At 69.7% G+C, this 19,803-nt stretch carries 36 protein-coding genes and 1 pseudogene; 3 read left to right on the top strand and 34 right to left on the bottom strand.

Annotated elements, in window-relative coordinates; all coding sequences use genetic code 11:
• Positions 1-68: 68 nt before the first annotated feature.
• From H293_RS0105100 to H293_RS58335, 12 genes are all read right to left on the bottom strand, one after another.
• Positions 69-320 (bottom strand): hypothetical protein, encoded by a 252-nt coding sequence (locus H293_RS0105100; RefSeq protein ID WP_020116804.1) that lies wholly within the window; start codon positions 318-320, stop codon positions 69-71.
• Complete coding sequence (locus H293_RS0105095) at positions 320-943, bottom strand: GIY-YIG nuclease family protein (protein WP_033415236.1); 624 nt, start codon at positions 941-943, stop codon at positions 320-322. The genes H293_RS0105100 and H293_RS0105095 overlap by 1 nt, the downstream gene beginning before the upstream one ends.
• Before the next feature lie 85 nt (positions 944-1,028).
• Positions 1,029-1,676 carry a hypothetical protein gene (locus H293_RS0105090; RefSeq protein WP_158694396.1) on the bottom strand — a complete coding sequence of 216 codons (648 nt, stop codon included), beginning with the start codon at positions 1,674-1,676 and terminating at the stop codon, positions 1,029-1,031.
• Positions 1,676-2,197 (bottom strand): hypothetical protein, encoded by a 522-nt coding sequence (locus H293_RS0105085; protein ID WP_020116801.1) that lies wholly within the window; start codon positions 2,195-2,197, stop codon positions 1,676-1,678. Before H293_RS0105085 ends, H293_RS0105090 begins: the two co-directional genes overlap by 1 nt.
• Positions 2,198-2,210: 13 nt before the next feature.
• On the bottom strand, positions 2,211-2,759 hold the full coding sequence (locus H293_RS0105080; protein WP_020116800.1) for a hypothetical protein: 549 nt from the start codon (positions 2,757-2,759) through the stop codon (positions 2,211-2,213).
• Positions 2,756-3,640, bottom strand: a complete 885-nt coding sequence (locus H293_RS0105075; RefSeq protein WP_020116799.1) for a hypothetical protein — start codon at positions 3,638-3,640, stop codon at positions 2,756-2,758. Before H293_RS0105075 ends, H293_RS0105080 begins: the two co-directional genes overlap by 4 nt.
• A 57-nt stretch (positions 3,641-3,697) precedes the next feature.
• Positions 3,698-4,078 (bottom strand): GIY-YIG nuclease family protein, encoded by a 381-nt coding sequence (locus tag H293_RS0105070; RefSeq protein WP_158694395.1) that lies wholly within the window; start codon positions 4,076-4,078, stop codon positions 3,698-3,700.
• On the bottom strand, positions 4,075-4,404 hold the full coding sequence (locus H293_RS0105065) for a hypothetical protein (RefSeq protein ID WP_020116797.1): 330 nt from the start codon (positions 4,402-4,404) through the stop codon (positions 4,075-4,077). Before H293_RS0105065 ends, H293_RS0105070 begins: the two co-directional genes overlap by 4 nt.
• Positions 4,405-4,484: 80 nt before the next feature.
• Positions 4,485-4,700: a hypothetical protein gene (locus tag H293_RS0105060; RefSeq protein ID WP_020116796.1), complete on the bottom strand. Its 216-nt coding sequence runs from the start codon at positions 4,698-4,700 to the stop codon at positions 4,485-4,487.
• Entirely contained in the window at positions 4,700-4,843 is a 144-nt protein-coding gene (locus H293_RS58340) for a hypothetical protein (protein WP_020116795.1), read from the bottom strand. Before H293_RS58340 ends, H293_RS0105060 begins: the two co-directional genes overlap by 1 nt.
• Complete coding sequence (locus H293_RS0105050; protein ID WP_020116794.1) at positions 4,840-5,037, bottom strand: hypothetical protein; 198 nt, start codon at positions 5,035-5,037, stop codon at positions 4,840-4,842. The genes H293_RS58340 and H293_RS0105050 overlap by 4 nt, the downstream gene beginning before the upstream one ends.
• A complete protein-coding gene (locus H293_RS58335) occupies positions 5,034-5,186 on the bottom strand; it encodes a hypothetical protein (RefSeq protein WP_158694394.1) in 153 nt (50 codons plus the stop codon). The genes H293_RS0105050 and H293_RS58335 overlap by 4 nt, the downstream gene beginning before the upstream one ends.
• A 195-nt stretch (positions 5,187-5,381) precedes the next feature.
• On the opposite strand from H293_RS58335, the gene H293_RS0105045 reads away from it, so the two are divergent.
• Both H293_RS0105045 and H293_RS0105040 read left to right on the top strand, forming a co-directional pair.
• Positions 5,382-5,693, top strand: a complete 312-nt coding sequence (locus H293_RS0105045; protein ID WP_020116793.1) for a hypothetical protein — start codon at positions 5,382-5,384, stop codon at positions 5,691-5,693.
• The gene (locus H293_RS0105040; protein WP_020116792.1) at positions 5,686-6,108 is read left to right on the top strand and encodes a DUF6221 family protein; all 423 of its coding nucleotides are present in this window, start codon (positions 5,686-5,688) and stop codon (positions 6,106-6,108) included. The genes H293_RS0105045 and H293_RS0105040 overlap by 8 nt, the downstream gene beginning before the upstream one ends.
• Positions 6,109-6,245: 137 nt before the next feature.
• Here H293_RS0105040 and H293_RS0105035 read toward each other — a convergent pair whose 3' ends face one another.
• The 7 genes from H293_RS0105035 to H293_RS58325 all read right to left on the bottom strand — a co-directional run bounded on the left by H293_RS0105035 (position 6,246) and on the right by H293_RS58325 (position 8,931).
• Entirely contained in the window at positions 6,246-6,602 is a 357-nt protein-coding gene (locus H293_RS0105035) for a hypothetical protein (RefSeq protein ID WP_020116791.1), read from the bottom strand.
• Positions 6,599-6,994 (bottom strand): hypothetical protein, encoded by a 396-nt coding sequence (locus H293_RS0105030; protein ID WP_020116790.1) that lies wholly within the window; start codon positions 6,992-6,994, stop codon positions 6,599-6,601. The genes H293_RS0105035 and H293_RS0105030 overlap by 4 nt, the downstream gene beginning before the upstream one ends.
• Positions 6,991-7,368 carry a hypothetical protein gene (locus H293_RS49100; protein WP_020116789.1) on the bottom strand — a complete coding sequence of 126 codons (378 nt, stop codon included), beginning with the start codon at positions 7,366-7,368 and terminating at the stop codon, positions 6,991-6,993. Before H293_RS49100 ends, H293_RS0105030 begins: the two co-directional genes overlap by 4 nt.
• A complete protein-coding gene (locus H293_RS58330; protein WP_020116788.1) occupies positions 7,365-7,514 on the bottom strand; it encodes a hypothetical protein in 150 nt (49 codons plus the stop codon). Before H293_RS58330 ends, H293_RS49100 begins: the two co-directional genes overlap by 4 nt.
• Complete coding sequence (locus H293_RS53655; RefSeq protein WP_020665685.1) at positions 7,511-8,098, bottom strand: hypothetical protein; 588 nt, start codon at positions 8,096-8,098, stop codon at positions 7,511-7,513. Before H293_RS53655 ends, H293_RS58330 begins: the two co-directional genes overlap by 4 nt.
• A gap of 57 nt (positions 8,099-8,155) precedes the next feature.
• Positions 8,156-8,581: a hypothetical protein gene (locus tag H293_RS0105010; RefSeq protein ID WP_020116785.1), complete on the bottom strand. Its 426-nt coding sequence runs from the start codon at positions 8,579-8,581 to the stop codon at positions 8,156-8,158.
• A gap of 80 nt (positions 8,582-8,661) precedes the next feature.
• Positions 8,662-8,931: an HNH endonuclease gene (locus H293_RS58325; protein WP_020116784.1), complete on the bottom strand. Its 270-nt coding sequence runs from the start codon at positions 8,929-8,931 to the stop codon at positions 8,662-8,664.
• Positions 8,932-9,294: 363 nt separating this feature from the next.
• Between H293_RS58325 and H293_RS49085 the strand changes: the two genes are divergently transcribed.
• On the top strand, positions 9,295-9,498 hold the full coding sequence (locus tag H293_RS49085) for a helix-turn-helix transcriptional regulator (protein ID WP_020116783.1): 204 nt from the start codon (positions 9,295-9,297) through the stop codon (positions 9,496-9,498).
• 164 nt (positions 9,499-9,662) lie between these two features.
• Here H293_RS49085 and H293_RS0104995 read toward each other — a convergent pair whose 3' ends face one another.
• The 15 genes and pseudogenes from H293_RS0104995 to H293_RS49055 all read right to left on the bottom strand — a co-directional run bounded on the left by H293_RS0104995 (position 9,663) and on the right by H293_RS49055 (position 19,787).
• Complete coding sequence (locus tag H293_RS0104995) at positions 9,663-9,902, bottom strand: hypothetical protein (RefSeq protein WP_020116782.1); 240 nt, start codon at positions 9,900-9,902, stop codon at positions 9,663-9,665.
• The gene (locus H293_RS0104990; protein WP_020116781.1) at positions 9,895-10,767 is read right to left on the bottom strand and encodes a hypothetical protein; all 873 of its coding nucleotides are present in this window, start codon (positions 10,765-10,767) and stop codon (positions 9,895-9,897) included. The genes H293_RS0104995 and H293_RS0104990 overlap by 8 nt, the downstream gene beginning before the upstream one ends.
• A gap of 77 nt (positions 10,768-10,844) precedes the next feature.
• Positions 10,845-11,666: a DNA adenine methylase gene (locus H293_RS0104985; protein WP_020116780.1), complete on the bottom strand. Its 822-nt coding sequence runs from the start codon at positions 11,664-11,666 to the stop codon at positions 10,845-10,847.
• A 53-nt stretch (positions 11,667-11,719) separates the two neighbouring features.
• Positions 11,720-12,112, bottom strand: a complete 393-nt coding sequence (locus H293_RS0104980; protein WP_020116779.1) for a hypothetical protein — start codon at positions 12,110-12,112, stop codon at positions 11,720-11,722.
• 34 nt (positions 12,113-12,146) lie between these two features.
• A complete protein-coding gene (locus H293_RS0104975; protein ID WP_020116778.1) occupies positions 12,147-12,362 on the bottom strand; it encodes a hypothetical protein in 216 nt (71 codons plus the stop codon).
• Positions 12,363-12,464: 102 nt separating this feature from the next.
• Complete coding sequence (locus tag H293_RS49080) at positions 12,465-12,830, bottom strand: hypothetical protein (RefSeq protein WP_020116777.1); 366 nt, start codon at positions 12,828-12,830, stop codon at positions 12,465-12,467.
• Positions 12,831-12,841: 11 nt separating this feature from the next.
• On the bottom strand, positions 12,842-13,045 hold the full coding sequence (locus H293_RS49075; RefSeq protein WP_020116776.1) for a hypothetical protein: 204 nt from the start codon (positions 13,043-13,045) through the stop codon (positions 12,842-12,844).
• 464 nt (positions 13,046-13,509) lie between these two features.
• Positions 13,510-13,731, bottom strand: a pseudogene (locus H293_RS59890) (WhiB family transcriptional regulator); the annotation flags it as partial.
• Positions 13,728-14,162 carry a helix-turn-helix domain-containing protein gene (locus tag H293_RS49065; protein ID WP_020116774.1) on the bottom strand — a complete coding sequence of 145 codons (435 nt, stop codon included), beginning with the start codon at positions 14,160-14,162 and terminating at the stop codon, positions 13,728-13,730. The gene H293_RS49065 and the pseudogene H293_RS59890, both read right to left, overlap by 4 nt.
• A complete protein-coding gene (locus H293_RS0104950; protein WP_020116773.1) occupies positions 14,159-14,623 on the bottom strand; it encodes a hypothetical protein in 465 nt (154 codons plus the stop codon). Before H293_RS0104950 ends, H293_RS49065 begins: the two co-directional genes overlap by 4 nt.
• Positions 14,620-14,964 carry a hypothetical protein gene (locus H293_RS53645; RefSeq protein ID WP_020116772.1) on the bottom strand — a complete coding sequence of 115 codons (345 nt, stop codon included), beginning with the start codon at positions 14,962-14,964 and terminating at the stop codon, positions 14,620-14,622. Before H293_RS53645 ends, H293_RS0104950 begins: the two co-directional genes overlap by 4 nt.
• 226 nt (positions 14,965-15,190) lie before the next feature.
• Positions 15,191-17,728 (bottom strand): phage/plasmid primase, P4 family, encoded by a 2,538-nt coding sequence (locus H293_RS0104940; protein WP_020116771.1) that lies wholly within the window; start codon positions 17,726-17,728, stop codon positions 15,191-15,193.
• A 103-nt stretch (positions 17,729-17,831) separates the two neighbouring features.
• Positions 17,832-18,647, bottom strand: a complete 816-nt coding sequence (locus H293_RS0104935) for a DUF2303 family protein (protein ID WP_020116770.1) — start codon at positions 18,645-18,647, stop codon at positions 17,832-17,834.
• Complete coding sequence (locus H293_RS0104930) at positions 18,644-19,006, bottom strand: hypothetical protein (RefSeq protein ID WP_020116769.1); 363 nt, start codon at positions 19,004-19,006, stop codon at positions 18,644-18,646. The genes H293_RS0104935 and H293_RS0104930 overlap by 4 nt, the downstream gene beginning before the upstream one ends.
• A gap of 94 nt (positions 19,007-19,100) precedes the next feature.
• On the bottom strand, positions 19,101-19,787 hold the full coding sequence (locus H293_RS49055; protein ID WP_020116768.1) for a hypothetical protein: 687 nt from the start codon (positions 19,785-19,787) through the stop codon (positions 19,101-19,103).
• Between the last annotated feature and the right edge of the window lie 16 nt (positions 19,788-19,803).

Here is a 19,803-nt window from a genome sequence, read left to right as displayed (position 1 = left end):
GTGGAGCCTTCATCAGGGGCATCCGTGGCGCTCGAACCTCGGCTGCATGGCCAGTGTGGCACGGCACGTCAGGTGAAGAGGCGTACTACAGCTTCCGCGAGGATGAGCAGCACGAGCCCGATCAGTAGCACTCGCGTGTCCACGTACCGGCCGTCCGGGTCCCGCGTGCTTCCCGGCACCCGCTCGATCGCCTCACCGGCCGGCACGAGGCCGCCGTGCTCGTCGTCGCGGTGCTGCTGCCTGCAGGCTTCGGCGTCGGCCCGGGTGGGCTGTGGTCTGCTCGCGGCACGGCAGGTGCGGCAGCGGTACACGTACGGCATCAGGCGCTCCGCGGCGGGATGGCATCGGTAAGCGCCTGGGCTGCTGCGGCGGCGACGCGTGCGGGATCGGACCGCTTCGCTTCCGAGCGACGCCTGAGGCAGGCGAACAGCGCCCACACTGCCAGCACGACGAGCGCGTGCACGCAGATCATCAGCAGGGGCTGAGCGAAGTACGAGCGGAAGAGGCCGGGTGCCTCGGCGGGCGAGAGCCTGGGGAACACCTCGCGACGGGCCAAGCGGTCAAAACCTACGACCCACAGATAGGTGCCCAGCAAGGGCAGGACAACCCAGTACCGGATGGGTCGTCGGCGTGGGGATGCAGGCGCTGCGGCAACAAGGTCTGCCACGTGTTGGGCGAAATGGGGAGCATTGAAGAGCCGATGCCCGTCGTGGATGTGCTGTGTGATGAGCTTTTCTTCGAGGGCCCCCAGTCGGCCCTCTGGTGCGCTGGCGATCTGCGTGATGACGGGAGCCAGTTGCTGCATGCGCAGAGTGCCGATCCATACCTGCATGGCCGGGTTGGTAGGCGACGAAAGGTGTCCGGCGAGTCGCTCGCTGAGCGTCTTCGTGGTCTTGCCGACGTATCGGATGGTGCCGTCGCGCGGATCGGTGAGGGTGTACACGGCTCCGGTCATGGCGTTCGCGGGCCTCTCTTGGTGTGTAGCTGGCCCCTGTAGCTGGGGCGTAGTCCAGGTGTGGTTTCGCAGGTCACGCAGGGTGTAGTTCAGACTCCGGCGGGTCTTGGCCTTCACGGTCGGGGAGAGGCTCGGGAAGGGGTGGAAGGTCGTCTCGGTGGATGCCCACGGTGACACCCAGGCCGCGCACGCGGACGCGGTTTTTGACGGGGAAGCGGTGCTGTTCCAGGTGGGTCCGGAGCGTGGTCACGTCGAGGTTCTCGAACATGCCGTGTGCTTGGGCGTGGTCGAGGAGGTCGCGGAGGTGGACGCCTTGCCGGTCGCCGATCTGTTGCCAGATCCATTCGAGGGTGGCCGTGTAGACGTCCTGCTGGGGGGTGCCGGTCGGTTGGTCGGCGGTCGGCTCGGGTTCTGCGGCGGCGGGGGGCGCCACCCACCAGGCGGCTGCGCACCAGGCGACGACCGCTGCGGGGATGGCGAAGCGGGCGATGTGGGGGGCGTGCCAGCAGCCGTATCCGGCGACGTAGGCGCCGAGGGCGAGGGCGCCGAGGCTTTCCTGGAAGCTGAGGCGTTCCCGGAGCGCTGACCATGCCCGGGCGGCGAGCACGACGGATCCGGTCCACAGGGTGGTGCCCGCCCCCGCGAATGCGAGGACGGGCCGGATTTCATCCCTGAGCCAGGCGGGGAGGAGCCTCTCCCCTACCCTTTTAACGATCTTCATCAGGTGGCCCCGATCGCTTGCGCACCCGTCAGAATGAGGGCCTGTGGGAGGCCCCAGATGCCCCCGGCCTGCGCCCACACCCCGGCCGCGATGATCCCCGTGAGCGCGGCCTTCCCCGGGGACAACTCCCGGAAGTACATGAGGCAGGCGAGCAGCAGGCTCACGGCGCCGAGGCCCGCGGTGCCAAACCCGCCGCCGGTGAACACCGAGGCGAATGCGTCACTGAGGTTCCTCCCGACCACCCAGATCGATCCGGCGACCATGTAGAACGTGCCGGCTGCCACGCCGACCCATTGGGCCTGGTCAGAGGTGAGGCGCTTGCGGATGCGGGACTTCTTCCCTCCACCGCCCCCGCCGGCGGCTGCAGGGCCCGCCCCTCCGCCTCCCTTGGGGTCGCGGATGCCGGTCCACAGGATCAGGGTGAGGACGAGGGCGATACCACCCGCCCCGACGCTGCCGAGGATCTTCCCGCCCTCGATGCCGACGGCCGCAGCGGGGGCGGCGATGATGCTGGTGTGCACGGATATCTCCTGGTCAGTGGGCTGCGGGTGCCCAGAGGGCGAGTGCGAGGACGGCGGTAGCGAGGGGGATGCGGGCAGCCCAGGCGATGCCGGGCCACCAGTGGCGGGTGCGCCGGTCCCACACGTGCGCGATCAGCAGGGTCGCGACGACGCCGAGGACGACGCCCGCGCCGATGCCCTCGCTTTGGCCGCAGTCGTGGAGGGCCCACGCGAACTGGTCGTACAGGCCGAGGCCCCATCCGGCGCCGGCCGCGCTGGCGTTGTAGAGGCCGGCGCGGGTGCGGTCGCTGAGCGCGGCGGGCGCCCGGTCGCGGACGCGGTGGACGATCGCGGGGGTGTGGGGGCGCGGCCAGTAGCCGGGTTGGGGTTCGAACCGGCCAGCCCGGGCGGGCGCGTCGTCGTCCGGCTCGTCCTCGTCCTCGTCTTCGTCGAGGAACGGGTCAGACTTCGGCGCCCACCAGTCCTCCGCCGGTACGGGCGGGGGCGCGTCGGGGCCCACGCCGTGCTGCTTGAGGATCGCCTTCATGCGGAGCTCGTCGCCCCCCTGCTCGGTGCCGCTCATGCGTATCCCCCCTTGGACCGGGTCCTGGCGCGCTCCCGGCGTACCGCCGCGGCGACGCTGTCCTTGTTCGCGTCGGGCCGGGCAGCCATCACGCCTCGGATCGCGTCCGCGTTGTTCGGGTGGTTCGCGATCTGCTCGCGAACGAGATCGGCGATGCTCGGCTGGTCGGGATCGGCGTTCGGCCTGTTCAACGGGCTGTTCGCCAGGTGTTCGCTCGGCTTGTTCGCGAGCATGCTCGGGGCGTTCGGAGGCTGCTCGCCCTGCTCGCCGATCACGTTGTTCGGCTGCTCGGCGCTCCCCGCGGTGAGGGCGAGTGGGGTACGCCGGTTCAGCTCGGCGCGCTTGTGGATGCGCTCCAGGGTGACCTCGAAGTCGGCGTCATCGCGGGCGAGGGTGGTGCGGGCCTCGGCGCGGATGCGGGCGATCTCGGCGTCCGCGCGGGCGTCGTGCAGCTGCGCCTTGTAGGACGACTCACGGATCACCGCGTCGATCTCGGCCTGCTGCTCCGGGGTGGGGGCGGTGGTGTCCTTCATTGCGGCGAGTGCGAACGCCCACACGATCTTCCCGACGGCGACGACGAACGGCCCGGCGACAGCCTGGGCGCGGCCGCCGACCTGGTGGCCGTGGATGACGAGGAGGAGGGCGACGCCGACGGCGATGAGCCAGCCCGCGAGGGTGGGTGCCCAGCGACGGCCGGCGAGGGTGACGCCCTTGTATTCGGCCCACAGGACGGTGATCCAGCCGATGTCTCCGGCGAGGGCGACGGAGAGGCCGAACTTGCCGGAGTGCATGAGGTCGGTGATGGCGTACCCGGACCAGGCCAGTGAGAGCACGGCGAGGGCTACGGCGCCGTAGAGGATGGGCGGGCGTTCGGTCTTCACGGTGCTCTCCTGGGAGCGGGAAGGGCCGCCCTGGTGGGGCGGCTGACGCGGGCTGGGTCAGGCTCCGTGCGGGACGGCGAAGAGGTTGGCGTTGGCGTGCCGGCGCAGGACGATGGCGCGCGCGTGCCAGTCATTCACCGCGTCGGCGATCGGGTCCTCGAAGGCGAACCACTCGGTGCGGCCGATCCTCAGCTCGGAGAACCGGGCGTGCAGCTCGTCTTCCTTCCGACGGTCGCCGGGCACGCAGGCAATGACGTTGCGCGGCGCAAGCGCGAGCGCACGAACGCGGTTGCGGAGGTGGGTGGTCGTGCCGATCTTCACGCGGTTGCCGTTGAGGATGAAGTAGACGACGTTCTCGTGGCCGCGGTCCGGGATGTGCAGCGGCCTGTATCCGGTCTCTTCGTCGAAGTTGCCGATGGCGAAGGCGACGTCGTTCACCGCTCGGCGCACTTCTGCTCGACGAGCTCGGCGGCCCGGTTCCAGTCGACGCTGCTGTCTCCGGCGCCTTGCTGCATCTGTTCGGCCGCCCATTCGGGTCCGCCCACCGCGATACCGAGACACATGGCGTCTTTGTCGTCCTTGGTCTGCTGTTCCCAGGAGAGGTCGACTACGAGTTCGGTCATGTCGTCGGTGAGGGTGGGCTGTTCGACGGGGTCGGGCTGGCTGGTGACGGTGACCGTCGGGTCCGGCTCGGGGGTGCTGGTGGTGCAGGCGGTAAGGGCGCACGCGGTGAGTGCGAGGGCTGCGATCAGGCGGAGTCTCATGGGCTGCTTTCGTGGAAGGGGGCCGGCCCCGCGCGCCGTGGGGGAACGGAGTCGCGCGGGGCCGGCCGATCGGGGGTGGGTCAGGTGGAGCGGAACCAGCCAGTGGGTTTGCCGTTGCCGCGTTGGCGGTCGCTGTCTTCCCAGCGCTGGCCTTGGCGGGCGGCCTTGGCGGCTTTGGTCTGGTGCCGTTCGCGGCGCTTGCGGGCGGCTTCGTCGCTGGCGCTTTCTCGGCCTGCGTACCGCTCTGCGGCGAGTTGGTGGTCGTTGCCGCCGAACAGCCAGGAGAGTCGGCCCATCAGTGGTCACCGTCGCTTTCGGCGGTGGCGCGGATGCCGGTTGCGCCCCAGCCGTTGGCGTAGTCGGTGGCGGCGCGGGAGTGGAGTTCGGCTGCCGTGGCGGTCGCGTCGTCGGCGACGGGGGTGGTCGGCTGCTCGCTCATCGGGTCGCCTCCGGGTCGCCGTAGTTCTCGGGGAGTCCGTGGCGTCGCAGCCATTCGCTCTCGTAGTCGTTGCGGCCGACCGCTTCGAAGGTGGCGCGGGCGTCGTTGACCTCGTCGTCGGTCATCTGGGTGGAGGTTTTGTTCGCCCAGGTTTTGCCGGTGAGGTCGGGCCAGGGGGCTGCCGATCCGCTCATGCGTTGGCCCCTTGCTTCGGGAAGGGGTTGGCGGCGAGGTGCTTGGTGAGGGCGCGCCCGGCCTTGGCTTGGGCGGGGTGGCGGAGGGTTCCGCAGAGGCCGCAGTTGCGGGGGTCGTGCTTCGGGGTGTGCTGATCGCTAGGCTTCACGTGCCTGCCTCTTCGTCACGGTTGAAGGTGGGCGGCCCCGGCCCATCAGGAGTGGCGACTCCGGGCCGGGGCCTTGTTGTTGATCACGGAAGGGCAGTTGCTCCCGTCCGTTGTATGGGGACCGTACAGCGTTGTATGGTCCCCATGCAAGAGAGTCGGGGCGTGCCGCTTCCAGCCGGGAAGAGAGGAGCGGGCGTGGACGACGCGAACGAGGAGGTGCAGCGGGTGTCAGACGCCCTTGAAGCCGTCGACGGCATCGCGGATCTGGAAGAGCGCGTGCGTGCGAGAAACCAGGTACTCGCGCTTCAGGCCACGCGGGTGAAGGACTGGCATGCGGAGCGGCGCGACCTCGTGCTCGCGATGCGTGCCGAGGATCCGCCGGTCCCGATCCGGACGATCGCCGCGCGGTTGGAGATGTCGGCGGGCGTGGTGCAGGACATCATCCGTGGGCACACCGGCTCGTGGAAGAACCGAGAGAAGCGGCCGGAGGCTGAGTCGGATGGATGAGCTGGTGCGGTGGTTGGGCGAGCAGTTCGACGAGGACGAGCGGATCGCGCGGGCAGCACCGCCTGGGCCGTGGCTCGGAACGGACGCAGAGGATGTCGGCGCCTGGTCTGTGTATGACCCGGAGTGGCTGATCGCTTCAGCGACGGTCTACACCCACAACCAGCCGATGGGCGGGAAGCGCGGGCCCGGGTATATCGACGCCTCGGCGACCACAGCCCACATCGCGGAGTGGGATCCGGCTCGGGTGCTGGCCGAGATCGACGCGAAGCGGGATCTGCTCGTCTTCGCCAAGGGCATCCACGACCACCACGAGACGTTCACGACCGGCGTCTACGCCCGGCTGGAGAAGACGCTGCGCCTGTACGCGCTGGCCTACAAGGAGAGGCCCGGCTACCGCGAGGAGTGGCGGCCGTAGCCTGCTCGCGCCGAAGCCCCGCCTCGATGGATGAGGCGGGGCTTCTTCGTGCCCGGAGCCGTCGGGCGGAGTAGCGCGGCCCGGGGGCGCCAGAGCAGTGAAGCCAACGGGCAGCAATCCGATCGTACGACAGGCGTTCAGCTGGCGTTGGTGGGCGGGTTGTTCGGGGTTGTTCGCGCCGGTTGTTCGGCGGGCGGCCGGATGGCTTCGCGGAGTTCGACGAGCCGTGCATCCCACCAGCGGTTGATCAACACGCCGAGAGGCGGGGGTCCGGCTTTCACCCACTGCTCGTAGAGGGCGGTGACCGGCGCGGTGGACTTCCCCCGGTGCATGAGGTCGTCGGCTGCGCATGGGTTGGGGCAGTCGAGGCGGGAGCAGGTGACGTAGCCGCCGGAGCCGAGGAAGAGACTGCTGCCGTTGCAGGCGGGGCAACGGCCTTGGACGAGCGGGTGCGCGGCGGCGGCCGGGGCGGTGGATGCGGGTTGCTCGGTCACGGGGTGGGCTCCTCGTCGAGGGCGCGGATGGTCGGGCAGGGGTGCGGTACCGAGTAGTCGGGGTAGTCGCCGGCGGAGCAGTGTTCGCAGTCGCCGGTGTGCTCGTTGCGGCGGTGGAGGGTGCGGGTGTGGGCGATGGCGGCTTCGGCCCGCATGAGCCGGCCCGTGATCCCGTCGTCCGCGTACACGTGGGCGCCGGTCCAGGGTGAGGCCACGGTCACGGTGCCGTCGGTCCAGCCGATGAGCCACCATCCGGGCTGGGGGTGGGCGTGCCCGTCGGGGGTGGCGACGGTGAGCTGGTTGTTGTCGAACCAGTACTGGTGGAGGTCGAGCCAGGCGGGGACGGTGCCGCCATCCCAGACGTGTTTGTGGACGGGGCGCAGGTCGGTCACTGGCCGTTCCTGTCGTGGAGGCCGAGGGCGTGGCGGACCCCGGGGTAGCGGTCGTTGGCGAAACTCTGGCGCTGGATCTGGAAGTCGACCGGCAGCCCGGTGCGCTGGCGGGCGAGCTCACTGATCGCCGCGCAGAGGAGACTCCACAGCCCGTCCGGGAACTGTCCGGGTTCGACGGGCGGGAACAGGTGATCAAACTCCTCATCGGGCAGGATCAGGCGGACGTCGACGTCCCGCCACTGCTTGCCGACGGCGGCTGTGCCGACGAGGTAGGGCAGGTGGCCGAAGGCGTCGTTGATCTCGCGGCCGAAGGCGTCGAGGTGGAGGGCGGCGGGCATGCCGACGCCGACCATGGGACGGGGCTGGTCGGTCATAGGTACTCCCGGGGCGGCTCGATGTCGGTGATCGTGTGCAGCTGGATCGCGGTGAGGCCTTGGCCTCGCAGGTCGCGGAGGCGCGGGTCGTCGGGTTCGAGGTCCCAGTCGTCCCAGCAGGGGTCGCAGTCGGGCGGGGCGGTCACGGTCGGGCCTTCCGCTCACCGCGCGGGATCGCGGCCAGTTCCCGTACCCGCGTCAGCCGTTCGGGATCGGCGCCGAACGATCGGTGCCGCGTGCAGCGGGCGCACTGCCCGTAGGTGTCGTGCTCCAGCACCGGCTGTTCGCACACGCACGTCGAGTGCGCCCGTTCGATTGCCGAGCAGTCGCGGTGGAACAGTCCCTTCTCGCCCCGCCACCAGCGGGCGCGCGGCCCGTCCCACTGGTGGGACACGTTGACCGCGTCACCCTTCACCGAGGGGCCTCCGCACCAGGCGCAGCGGGTGAGGAGTCGGCGCCGGAGGTGCTGGAGCGGGCTGACCTGGATCTTCCAGTGGCGGATGTGCCACTGCCAGCGCATGCCACGGCAGGTGGTGTCGTCGTAGCCGGACGGGTCGCGGTGCCAGACGGTGATCATGCACGGCCAGTAGAGGCCACGTCCGGCAAGGACCATGTACGGGTCGCCGATGCGCCAGCGGATCCCGTCGCGGGCGGCTTGCTTGGTGCGCCAGTCCGCGATCTCGGGCCAGGGGCGTCGGATTTCGAAGGCGACGGTCAGCGGGTCATGCATGCGGCTTCCTTGTCGGTTCGGGCCCACGTGGGGCCGTTTCGCGGGCACAGGCGGGCTTCAGTCCTCGCGCTCCCACGTGGTTCCGTTGTCGTCGTCGTGGTCTTCTTCGTGGCCGGGTTCGAGCTGGCAGGAGATCTCGTGGCCGACGGAGTTGTGGGCCATCTCGCCGCAGACCGGTCCGGTTCGGCGCGGTCCGCTGTCCAGTTGATCAAGGAGTCGTTCGCGGGCTTCGCGGGCACGGCGCTTCTCCCAGCCTTGGCGTGCGCCTCGGGCGCGGTTGGCTTTGGTGATGGGGTCGTTCTTCCGGGCGAGGCGGAGCAGTTCGCGGGCTGCGCGGCGCTGGTCGGCCATCTGCTGGGCTGCTGCGCCGAGCGCGGTGAACAGGTCACCCATGGCGTCACCGCGTCGCGCCGGGTCGTGCATGGCGCGGTCCATATTGATCACGGCCTGCTCGACGTCCATGGATTCCGGCTTGTCGGTCATTGGACACCTCAGTACTGGTCGGGCTGTGGTTGGATGCGAGGCGGGGCGCCCCCGATATCAGCGGGGGCGCCCCGTCGGCTTCACGCGGCGGACTCCGTAGTCGTTGGCGGCTCCCTCAGCAGGGACTCCAGCGCCTCGCGGTGGGTGGTCACGGCGTAGCGGAGCAGGTCTTCAACGCGCTGGCCGTATGGCTGCGGGGAGTACCACAGCTCAAGGTTCTCCAGGCGGTTGTCATCGCGGACACCGTTGACGTGGTGCACGTTCTCGGTCTTGAGGAGCGGGCGTCCAAGATGCCGCTCCATCACGAAACGGTGCTCGCTGACTGCGCGTCCGTCTTCCAGTCTGATCATCACGTACCCCTGACTCGTGATGTACCGATCGCCGGGGCGTCGCCTCGTGTTCGTCTCTGACCAGTGAGCCGCGCAGTAGCCCAGCGACTGTCCGTCCCTGTTCCGCTTCACCTGCTCCGAACACTGATCGTTCTTGCAGACCTTGGGGTCCCTCCTTGGCTTAGGGACTCGCAGGGTGGCGTTGTAGTGCGCGCTGCAATACCCCATCCCGCGATCACGTCGGTCGCGCTTTACCGGCTCGTCACAACCCTCGGTTTTGCAGATCTTCTTTGCGGCCACGCTTGCCAAACCTCCACTTTGGAGTAGTTGAACTACTCCAATCCTAGCAGTAGACGACCTACTCAAAGGCGCTATCTTGGGAAGATGGAGATCCCCGGCTACCTCACGTCTGACCAGGTCGCGGCACGTCTCGGCATCAACCGGCAGAGCGTCTACAACCTCGTCAACCGGGTCGCCGACTTCCCGAAGCCCGAGAAGATCGGCCGCGCCTCGGTCTGGCCCGAGGCCGCCGTCGACGAGTGGCGGGCCCGGCACCCGAAGCGCTCGAAGCCGCAGAAGCCCGCCTGAGCGTCTCGCGCGACGCTGGACGTAAATCCGTGCGCCGAGCCAGCCGCGAGCCCAGGACGGCCCCACGGAGCGCCGCCGCGCGCCCCGCAGCGGCCACGGCTGCCCTTGGTGCCCGCACAGGAGTCCCGCGACCGCGACCGTCACGACGGCGATAGCGGCGGCAGTCACGACTGCCTCGCCTCGGTCGCGAACTCGATGACGATCTCCTCGTCGCGGACGTGGAACCGGAGCGCGCCCCCGGACAGGGCCTCGCCGACGGGGATGCCGTGTGCCTCTCGGTACGCGACCTGTGCCGCCGTCCACGCCTTGCCGATCTCCTCGGAGGTCGCGCCCCAGGGTTCGGCGGCGGGGATGATCCAGCGGCGGATGGTGCGGGTGACGGTCTCGGACGTGTATTCAGCCACGGCTCGGCTCCCCGCACTCCGGCCCGCAGAACGCGTGCTCGCCCTCAGCGTGGGCCTGCTCGCGTTCATGGTTGGTGCAGGGCTCACCGGCCTCGGCGTCGCACCGATCGGGCGCGGGCCCGCACGGCGTCTCGTCCTGTCCCGCCCCGGCAGCAGACACCACAACGGCGGGGGCGGTCAGCGTGTGGTCGGTCGTCCCGGGCCGGGCGTCGGGCACGTCCCAGGGCTCGGGTTCGCCGGAACAGCCGGATACCGCGCACGAGTGCTCGCCCTCGTCGTTCCCGGGTTGCGGCTCGCCACCCAACCGGCGCAGCTCGGCGACCTGGGCCTCGATCTCGGCCGCGCGCTTGTCGAGGGCCGCACCCTCACGGCGAAGTCGATCGGCTTCACGGGTCAAGGCGTCCCAGTCGGCCGCCGACGGCAGCACGGCCAGCACCGCGTCGACCATCTCGTCGGCCTCCGAGTCCAGGCTTCCGGCGGCGTCGGGCCCCATCAGCGCCTCGGCGATGCGGTCGCGGAGGGTGGCGGCAGACGACACGACCGGCACGGCAGGATCCGACCCCATCACGCGGTCGATGACGGCGAGGGTGTCGCGGGCCTGGTCGATGGCCTGCACCCGCGCGGACGCTGCGACGGTCATCTCACATAGGCGGCGGACCTCCGTAAGCGCTGCAGCCGTCCTGTCTTCCGCCTGCCCGGTGGCGAGTGCGGGTAGGGCGGTGCGGATCTTGTCGCGGAGTTCGCAGCCCGCGCACGCGAGGCCGGCGGCAAGGTTGTCGTGCCGGGCCACGGAGCCGTGCAGGGCGGACAGGTAGCGCTCGGCGTCGCGAAGCAGGCGGGCGGTGTCGGTGGTGGGGTCGGGCATGGTGCGACTCCTCGCGGTCGTAGGGTTCGGGGCGGGCCGGCCGCACGCGATAGCAGCGCGTGCGGCCGTGCTCGTGGTCATGCGGGCTGGTCGGAGAACAGGTCGAGACGGTCACCGAGCGGACGGTTCGCCCACAGCACCTCGGTGCGCGTCTTGTCGCCGTTGCCGTTGTTGGCCATGGCCGCGGTTTCGTAGACGTGCCAGCCGTCGAACAGCTCGTCGTACAGCGGGCTGTGGTAGCCGGACAGGACGACCGCGGCCCGGCACCCGGTCAGTGCGGCCGCAAGCTCCCGATGGTCGGCCTCGGCCTTCATCTCGTGCCCGTAGTGCGCGCTGTTGCGGGTGCTGGCCAGGTATGGCGGATCGACGTACAGGACGGCTTCCGGCTCGGCTCCGTACTTGGCGATCAGGTCGACCGCTGGCAGGCACTCCAGCGACACGCGGGCCAGGCGCTCCGCCACCGGGGCGAGCCGATCGAGGTAGGCGTCGATGTAGGCCGGCATGGAGACGCCGTTATTGGGGCCGATGATCCGCCGCCAGCCGGTACGCCGCGATTCCAGGCCGTTGGAGCGGGCCTGGGTGAGGCGCACCCAGACGCGGCGGGCGATCTCGATGTCGTCGTCGGCTGCTTCGAACGCGCCGTCGAGTTCGGCGAGGCTGTGCGGGGTGAGGGTGCAGGCGCGGGCGAGTTCGATGGGCTGGTCGCGCAGGACCCGCCAGAACGTCATCAGGTCGCGGTTGAGGTCGTTGATGGTCTCAATCTTCGACGGCGGCTTGGCGAGCAGCACCGACAGAGAGCCGCCGAACGGTTCCACGTAGTGGGCGTGGCCGGGCAGCAGGCTGACGATCCACGGAGCGACGCGCTGCTTGCTGCCGAAGTACGGGACGGGTGACTTCACGGGTGTTCCTTTCGGGGTGGCTGGCCGGCAGACCGGTCAGGCGGTGGCGGGGGTCAGTCGTGGGGGCCAGCGAGGTCTTCGCGAAGGACGGCGGCGCGCGACGCTTCGAGTTCCAGCCAGTAGGGCTCGCCCTCTGGTCCGGACAGCAGGACGATCACGGAGTCGTCGTCGCCCCACATCACGTCGTTCAGGCCCCACCGGAGGCGAGTGGGGTTCTCGGCGGACGCGAGGTCTTCGGTGCGCTGCTCCAACTCGGCACGCAGGCGGCGGACCTCGGCGACCAGCGCGGGCACGTCCTCCCCCAGCACGGCCTCAGCGTCCTCCAGCGCTTCCTGCTCGGACAGCGGCGAGTAGCAGTTGATCCAGCCGGACAGGGCGGCGTGTCGGCTCTTGGCGAGGGCCTCCAGGTCGGTGAGCTGCTGTTCGGTGAGCGGGGTGTGGGTCACGGGGTTCCTTTCGGGGTGCTGGCCGGCAGACCGGTCAGGCGGTGCGGTCGGTGGTGAGGCCGAGGAGAGCGGCGAGCCGTTCGTGTCCGGCCGCAGTGGCTTCGGTGGAGGCGCGCAGCTTCGCGACGGCCCGGCGCAGGCGGCGGACGGTCCGCGCCCTGTTGGCGATCAGGAGGTCGATCAAGGCTTCGGGATCGCAGCGGTCGAGCTGCTGCCGGAGCCGGGTCAGTTCCTCATCGGGTGTGGTCATGTCGGGCCTTTCTGGGTTGTTTCGTCGTGGTTGTCACGCGTGCGGCGGCTGTAACCGGGTGACGGTCTGGTTGCGGTGGGTGGTGTTGTCCCGAGTGCGTTGTCAGGCGGCGGGGTCGGTGATCGCGAGCTGTCCGGTGGCTTCGATGGCGGCTCGGCGTGTGGCTGCTGCGGTGTGGCGGTGGTGGTCGCGGTCGTAGTGGAGGTGGCAGCCCTGGCACATGGCGCGGAGGTTGGTCTCGTCGCAGTTCTCGGGGGTGTGGTCGAGGTGGGCGACGGTGAGGACGACCTTCGAGCCGGTGCCGTAGGCGGTGCCGCCGTTGTGGTTGGGGCAGCGGCCGGTGTGTGTGCCGCGTCCGCATTCGCCGTGGCATTCGCAGCGGCCGGCGGCGCGGACGGTGCGGATGTGGAGGCTGATGGTCTTCCAGTTGGCCGGGTAGCGGTGGCGGTTCTCGGGGCGGATGGGCATGGGGGCTCCTTTCAGGCGGCGTCGTGGGGTTTGTCGGTGGCGGGGTTGCAGCGTGTTGAGTGGTCTGCTGCGGGGTTGGTGGCCACGAACGTCTTGACGTCGGTGCTCCCGGTGGCGCGTTTGTGGGCGCCGCAGCGGGTGCAGAGGTAGTCGGCGGTGGGGGTTTGTCCGCGGTCGAGGCCGTGGATGTGGAGGCCTCCGATCCAGCCGCTCATGAAGCCAGGGCCTTCGTCGTGCCGGTGCGGCGTAGCCGGTTGTCGGCGTCCGTGTTCGCCTGGCGGCAGGCCGCGTCGATCGGCTCACCGCGCTTCACGTGCCGCGTGTACGCGGACCGGGTGCCGCACGGTGCGAGGAGTCGCCCGCTCTCGGAGTACGCGGCTGCCGACTTGGAGGCCTGCTCGCGCCGCTGGTTCCGCTCCTGCTGGTCCGCGAGATGCGAGGCCAGTACGCAGCCCTCCCGCTCGCAGGTGCGTCGCACGATCCCTTCGGCGGGCCGGCCGCGGTCGAGACGGAATGCGATCTGCGCGGGCGTGTGGTAGGCGCCGTCGCAGTAGACGGGGATGGCGCCGGTCCAGGCGACATGCCCGTCTTTGAGGTGGACGGTGCGTTCGTCGTATAGGGACTGGAAGGTCCGCGGGCGCGGCTCCTCGTCAGTGGTGTTGAGGGGTTTGATGCCGCGGCGGCGCAGGATCTTGCGGCGCTCTTTCTCGGAGAGGCCGCCCCATGTGCCGTACGGCTCCCGGTTGTCCAGTGCCCACTGTCCGCACTGGTCCATGACGGGGCAGCGACGGCAGACGGCCTTGGCTTCCTCGATGCCGGTGTCGCTGGTCTCGTACATGGCGTCGGGGTTGGCAGTGCAGGGTGCACTGGGGCGGCTGCCACGGGGACTGATCCGGATCATGCCGTACCCCCGAAGATCGCCTTGTACAGGGAGTTCGTGTGCTCTCGCATCGGCCGGTCTTGCAGGCAGCGGCCGGCCACGCAGCGCTCCACGGTGCAGCTGGGGGTGACGTTGCCGATCGGGCCGCGGCCGTGCTGCAGGCGGAAGGAGAAGGGGCGGGCGTAGTGGTGCTGCCCTTGGTGAACGAAGAACGGGGCACGGTTCTTGAGCGGGCCGGCCCACTGAAGGTGGCCGCCGTCGATGGGGCGCGTGTACTGGGCGAACGCAGCCTCAGGCGTGGTCGGCAGGACTCGGCAGGTTTTGGGCGCGGGCAGGCCGAGGGCTTCGCGGGTGCGCTGCACGGTGAGAGGCGAGCAGCGGAGCTCGCGGCAGATGTGGGCTTGTGGCATCCCGGCCAAGAGGAGTTCGGCGATGTCGTCGCGGATCTTCATCGGGCGATCACCGCCTGCTGCTTGGTGGGCCACTGGAACGCGGCGTGCTGCGCGGGGGTGAGTTCCTGGATGACGAGGGTGAGTTGGCTGCCCTTGACGACGGGTCCGATGCGCATGTCGGGTCCGACGAGGCGGGTGTGGTCGTCGTCTTCGAGGACGCCCGCGTCGACGAGCCCGTCGACGGCGGCCTTGAAGGATGGGTAGAAGTTCGCGGGGTCGATGCGGCGGCGGGACCCGGGGTGGAGGACTCCGAGGATGTACGCCCGTTCCAGGACGTAGTCGGGGGTGGCCGCGGCGAGCGCTGCTCGCATGTGCTCGTTCTCCGAGCAGGCGGTGTGGGCGGCGGAGCGGAGTCGGCTGGTGAGGTCCGCGCGGACGCGGTGGTGGATGCGCTGGTTGGCGCTCATGAGCTTCAGCCCTGGGGGGAGGTCCAGGGTGAAGAGGCGGGGTGGTGTGGTCACAGCAGCGTCTCCTGTACGGGTTGGGGCGGGCATTGGTGGTCGCGGACGACGGGGTGTTTCGGGGGGCCTGCGCGGATGTGGAAGTGGGTTCGCCAGGTGAGGCGCCGTACTCCGAGGGCGTTGGTTGTCAGGTGCCAGGTGAGGCGGCCTTCGAGGCGGGCGAGGAGTTCGGCGGTGGTGTCGAGGGGTTCCGGGTCGGCGATCACGTCGAGGGCGGCGACGCGGCCGGCGCGGGCGCGTAGGACGGGGCAGTGACAGCGCGGGCAGGTGCCTTCGCGGATACGGTCACTGGCTTGGTCGATGCGTTCAGCAAGCCATTTCGGCTGGTCAGAGCGGGTCATGGGTGGCTCCTGCTGTGTGTGGTGCCGGTGGGGCAGTGACAGCAGTGACCGATCAGGGGGTTTCTCAGGTTGAACACCTTGCGTGCGCGTGGGGCTGGAACTAGGGATTTACGGTCACTGCGGTCACTGTGCGAGCGTTGTTGCAGGTCAGATGCGGTTTTTGACAGTGACCGTAGGGTCATCGAAACGGTCACGTATCGGTCACTGCTGTCACTGAGGGCGGTGATCACTCGTCGCGCTCCTCGTCCTCGGGGTGGGCAAGGAGTGCGACGCCCACGTAGAAGCGGCGCCCGTTGGAACGGGTCTGCTCGATGCCGAAGCGGGTGCGCAGCTCTCGGCCGAACACCTGCGGCTTCAGCGGGGTCTCGCCTTCGGCGCGGCACCAGTCGTCGTATGCGGCGCGAAGCTTGGCGGTGTTGATCGCAACGTGGTTGCCGCCGCCGAGGTGGCAGCAGTCCGCCATGAAGCGGGCAAGGGAGTCCTCTTCCTCCGCGTAGGTCTCCGTGAACGCCATGACCGTGCCGGGCTCGCGCAGCCCCTTGTCGAAGACATCGACGGCGCCCGCGATGATCCAGGCGAGGATCCCGGGGCCTTCCTCCTCGGCGAGGATCCGGGCGAGGTTCTCGATCTTTCTCTCTGGCGGGACGCTGCGGGTGAAGGGGATGAGGCGCAGGCGCCGCCAGAACGAGTCGCCGCCGGCCTTCACCGCGGGGAGGTGGTTGCCCATCAGCCACAGGTGGTGGGTGGGTTCGAAGGTGAAGTGGTCTTGGCGCATGAACCGTGCGGTGAGCGCGTCGCCGCCGGTGAGGAGCTTCATCTTGGCCTCGTCGAAGCGCGCGTCCTGGTTGACCTCGGAGACGACGACGAGGCGGAGGCCCTGGAGGCGGGCGACTTCGGTCTCGTGCTGCTGCTGCCCGGCCATGAGGAATGTGTTCGGCGCGGTGGCCGCGTAGTCCCCGAGGAGCATGCGCAGGAGGTCGAGGAACACGGACTTGCCGTTGCCGCCGGGCCCGTTGAGGAACGGGAGGATGTGGAAGCGGGTGTCGCCGCTGGCGGAGTATCCGGCGAGGCGCTGCACGAAGGCGGCGATGTCGGAGTGTTCGCCGAAGGTGTCGGCGAGGAACTGTGCGAAGCGGGGTGTGGGCAGGGTTGCGTCGGGGGCGACGCTGGTGGTGCGGGTGTGCATGGCGGCCGGGTCTGGGGGGCTGATCTGCCCGGTGGTGAGGTCGACGGTGCCGGCGGGGGTGTTCAGGTGGAGGGGGTGCGCGTCGAGGGTTTCCATGAGGGCGACGGCGCGGGGGTCGGTCTGGGCCATGGTGACCATGGCGCTGATGCCGGATTGGGAGAGGCTGCGGGCGCGGTGTTTGGCTTCGCCTTCCCCGTTGGGCAGTGCGCGGGCGATGGTGCGGGCCATTTCGCGGACGAGGCCTGCGTCGTCCCACTCCCAGCGGTGTCCGTTCCAGTGGAGCCACTTGCCGCGCTGGGGGACGTAGCGGATTTCGGCTTCGTGTTCGTCGATGAGGCGGAGGGCGTTCCCGTCGTCGGTGCGGGTGTAGGTGCCCGGCCCGGTGTCGGCGGTGGGGTGGGGGTGGACGTTGAGGGCGGCTGTCCCGTCGGTGGGCGCGGCGGGGCTGCTCGGCACCGCGGTGAGGTGCCGGACGGGCTCGGGCGCGGGCTGGCCGAAGCCTTGGCGGCGCAGGGCGCTCGCGGCCGCGGAGTGGTTTCCCCCGTGGTTGAGAAGGGCGTAGGCACCGGCCTTGGTGTAGGGGACTTCGGGGGTGAATTCGGTGCTGGTGGTGAAGACGTAAAGGCGGTCGCGGTCCGCGGCTCGGCCGGTGGTGGCGGAGGGCTCGCGGCCGTCTTTCCCGGGGCGCTGCCAGTAGGAGGTCTGTCCGGAGACGAACATCAGCTTCCACCCGTGCGGGGTGAGGATGTCGGCCCATGAGGTCTTCGCGTCGAAGTCGTCCAGCGGGGTGATTCCGCCCTCGCCGATTTCGCCGCCACCCGAGGAGAAGAGGAACGCTGCGGCCTCGTCGAGGGGCTCGGCCATCACTTTCGAGGCGCCTGGAAAGTGATCGGGCGTCTCGTCCGAGGGGACGGCGTCGATCATGCGGCAGATCGCGTGGACTGACTGGTGTTCCTCCGCGGTGAGGACGGGCATGGTGTCGGGGCCGCCGGCGAGGAGTTCGTAGGGCTGGCCGGAGGGGTGGACGGGCCCGTGCGAGGGTGCGGTGACGACGAAGCCGCCTTCGCCGCGGGTTTCGATGAGGCCGCGGAGGATCTTCTTGTTCGGGTGCTTCTTCTTCAGCTCGATCTCGTCCGCGGTGTACTCGTCTTCGCGGGCGAGCCGGGAGGCAAGCTTCGTGTTTCCGGGGACGGGCATCCCGTGGACGCGGTAGTGGAAGTGGAGTCCGCCGGAGGGGCTGCGGTCGAGCCATCCGGTGGCGATGCGCTGCCAGAGTTCGCCGAGCCCGGATCCGAGGAAGATTTCGGCGAGTTGGTTGAGGACGCCTTCGTCCACGGCGCGGCCTTCGAGTTCGAGCATTTCGAGTCCGCCGGAGACGGCGCCGCAGATGATGCCGATCCCGGGGTGCCCGTTGGCGAACCAGGCGTGCAGCTGCTCTTCGCTGACCCGCTCGGACTGGAAGGTCTTCCATGAACCCCGCGGGTGTTTGCTTCCGTCCGCTCGGACGGCGACCACCGAGCAGCCGGCCGCGTGCAGCTGCAGCGCTGCGGCCAGGGTGTCGGGTGTGGTGTCGCTCAACGGGGGGCTCCTTGGTCGTGTGGTGCTGGCAAGGCCCGTTGCCTGGCGTTGCACCAGGGCCGTCGGCGTGGGCACCGAGACGGGCGGAAAGAGAGGAGAGGGGTCAGACCGGGGTGCCGTTGAGGATCGGCGTGTCGACGCCCTCACCGATGGCCGTCAGGACGTCGGCGAACGCGGCCTTGGCGCGCTCCTCGGGCTGCTCCAACTTGAATCCGAGGGCGAGTTGGCCACGGTCGATGCGGTACTTGAAGCGCGCGGTCATCGAGTAGGCGTCGGCGCCCTCGAACGGCGGTACAGCGATCTTGAATGTCTCGGGGATCTGCAGCTCGCCCTTCGCGCCGGCGGTGCCCTTGGTCTCCTCGACGTAGGAGAACTTCCGCTCGCCAGACTGGAGTCGGCTGCTCGACTGGAACTCGGCCTTCGTCGTCGCCTTGATGGACTGCGCGATCTCCAGCATGGTCGCGGCGTCGGGCTCGACGAGGTATGGCAGTTGGTCCTCGAGGAAGTTCGCGAAGGCGTCCTGGTCGACGAACTTGTCGTCGAGGGCGAGCCACTGCTGCCAGGCCTTGGTGCGGCGCAGGCCGAGAACGAGACGGTGGTCGCCGAAGTCAGGCTCGTCGGCGGAGTGGGCGTTGAGGACGGCGGTGACAGACAGGGCCTCGACGTCGCTGTAGACCTCGGTGGCGTCGCCCTTGTGCTTGGCGTAGTAGACGAGGAAGGACGCGGCGTCTCGGACGGTTGTGATGCCGGTCTTCCTCGCGAGGGCCCCGGTGTACTCGGGCCCGGTGAGGTCGAACTTTTTGACGTCGCCGTTGGCGGTGGCGACGAGGTAAATGCCGCCGGGCTCGACGTCTTGCGCCTTGAGTGCCTGCTGCGCAAGGGCGGCGACGGCCTGGACGCTGGTGTCGGTGTCGGTCACTTCTGGATGTCCTTGATCTCGTTGCGGGTGGTGGGCAGGTCGCGGACGTCAAACGCAGACGTCTGGCGCGGGTCATTGCGGGTGGCGTGACCGTGGCCATCGACGAAGTAGATGGAGGGCGGTGCGGTCGCCTTCGGGGCCTTGAGGACGCTGTCGATGGAGATCGCGACCGGTGCCCCGTCCATGCCCCCCTTGGGGGGTTCGACGGTCACGGTGAGGGTGAGCGTGCCCTTCTTGCCGTGCTCCTGTACGGCGGCGAGGAGCTGGTGGAACTCCTCGCTGGCCTGCTCGTGGGCTTCGCCGCGGGAGTGCTGGACGAAGAAGGCGGCGAACTCCGCGGGCTGGGCTTCAGTGCTCATGTGCAGTTCCTGTCTCGGTGGGTTGGCCCCGCCCGCGGCCACTGCCAGGGGGGAAGTAGCGAATGGCCGCGAGCGGGTGCTGGTGGGGTGGCGGCTAGAACGCGGGCACGTCACCCGGGTTGGCGGGCGCGGGAGCCATGGCCTGCTGGCCCGCGGCCTGCTGCTGTGCGAGGAGCGCCGCAGTGGCCGGGTTGGCCATGGCCGCCTGCAGCTGCTCCGGAGTGAGCCCGGGCACCGAGGCGGCCGGCGCCGGGGCGGGTACCGCGTACTGCTGCTGCGGGGCGGCCTGGGGCGCGGCCTGGGGCGCGGTACCCGGGTCCGGGGTGTGCAGCGCGTTCGTCGCCGCGGGCACGTACTGCGCGATGTACTGCTTCGGCGGGCTCATGCCCGCGCCCTTGGACTGCCCGTCGTGGGTGTACTTGACGGTGAGGGTGCCGCCGATTTCGAGGCCGCGTGCTCCGGACTGCGTGACCGCGTCGGCGATCACGTTCTTCATCTGGCCCTTGACGAAGATCCGGCGGCGCCCGTCGTCCTCCTCGATGGCGGGGTCGCGCTCCTCGGTCTGCACGGTGACGACGAGCTGGAGCATCGGGTTGCCGTCGCTCCAGAACTTGAGGGACTGGTCCTTGATGTCGCGCTGCTGCTCGACCTTCGGCTTCTCGGTGATTCGTCCGCTGACGGTGGTGCCCGCGGTGGGGAACTTCGCGGTCGGCGCGCCGCCACCGCCCATGAGGAAGGCGTCGGCGTCGGGGAAGGCCTGCGGCTGCTGCTGAGTTGTCATCTGCTTCTGCTCCTGC

It is taken from the genome of Streptomyces canus 299MFChir4.1 (genome assembly GCF_000383615.1).
GTDB lineage: Bacteria > Actinomycetota > Actinomycetes > Streptomycetales > Streptomycetaceae > Streptomyces > Streptomyces canus_C.
The sequence above is the reverse complement of the archived record's forward strand: the minus strand, read 5'-3'. Positions and strand labels throughout refer to the sequence as shown.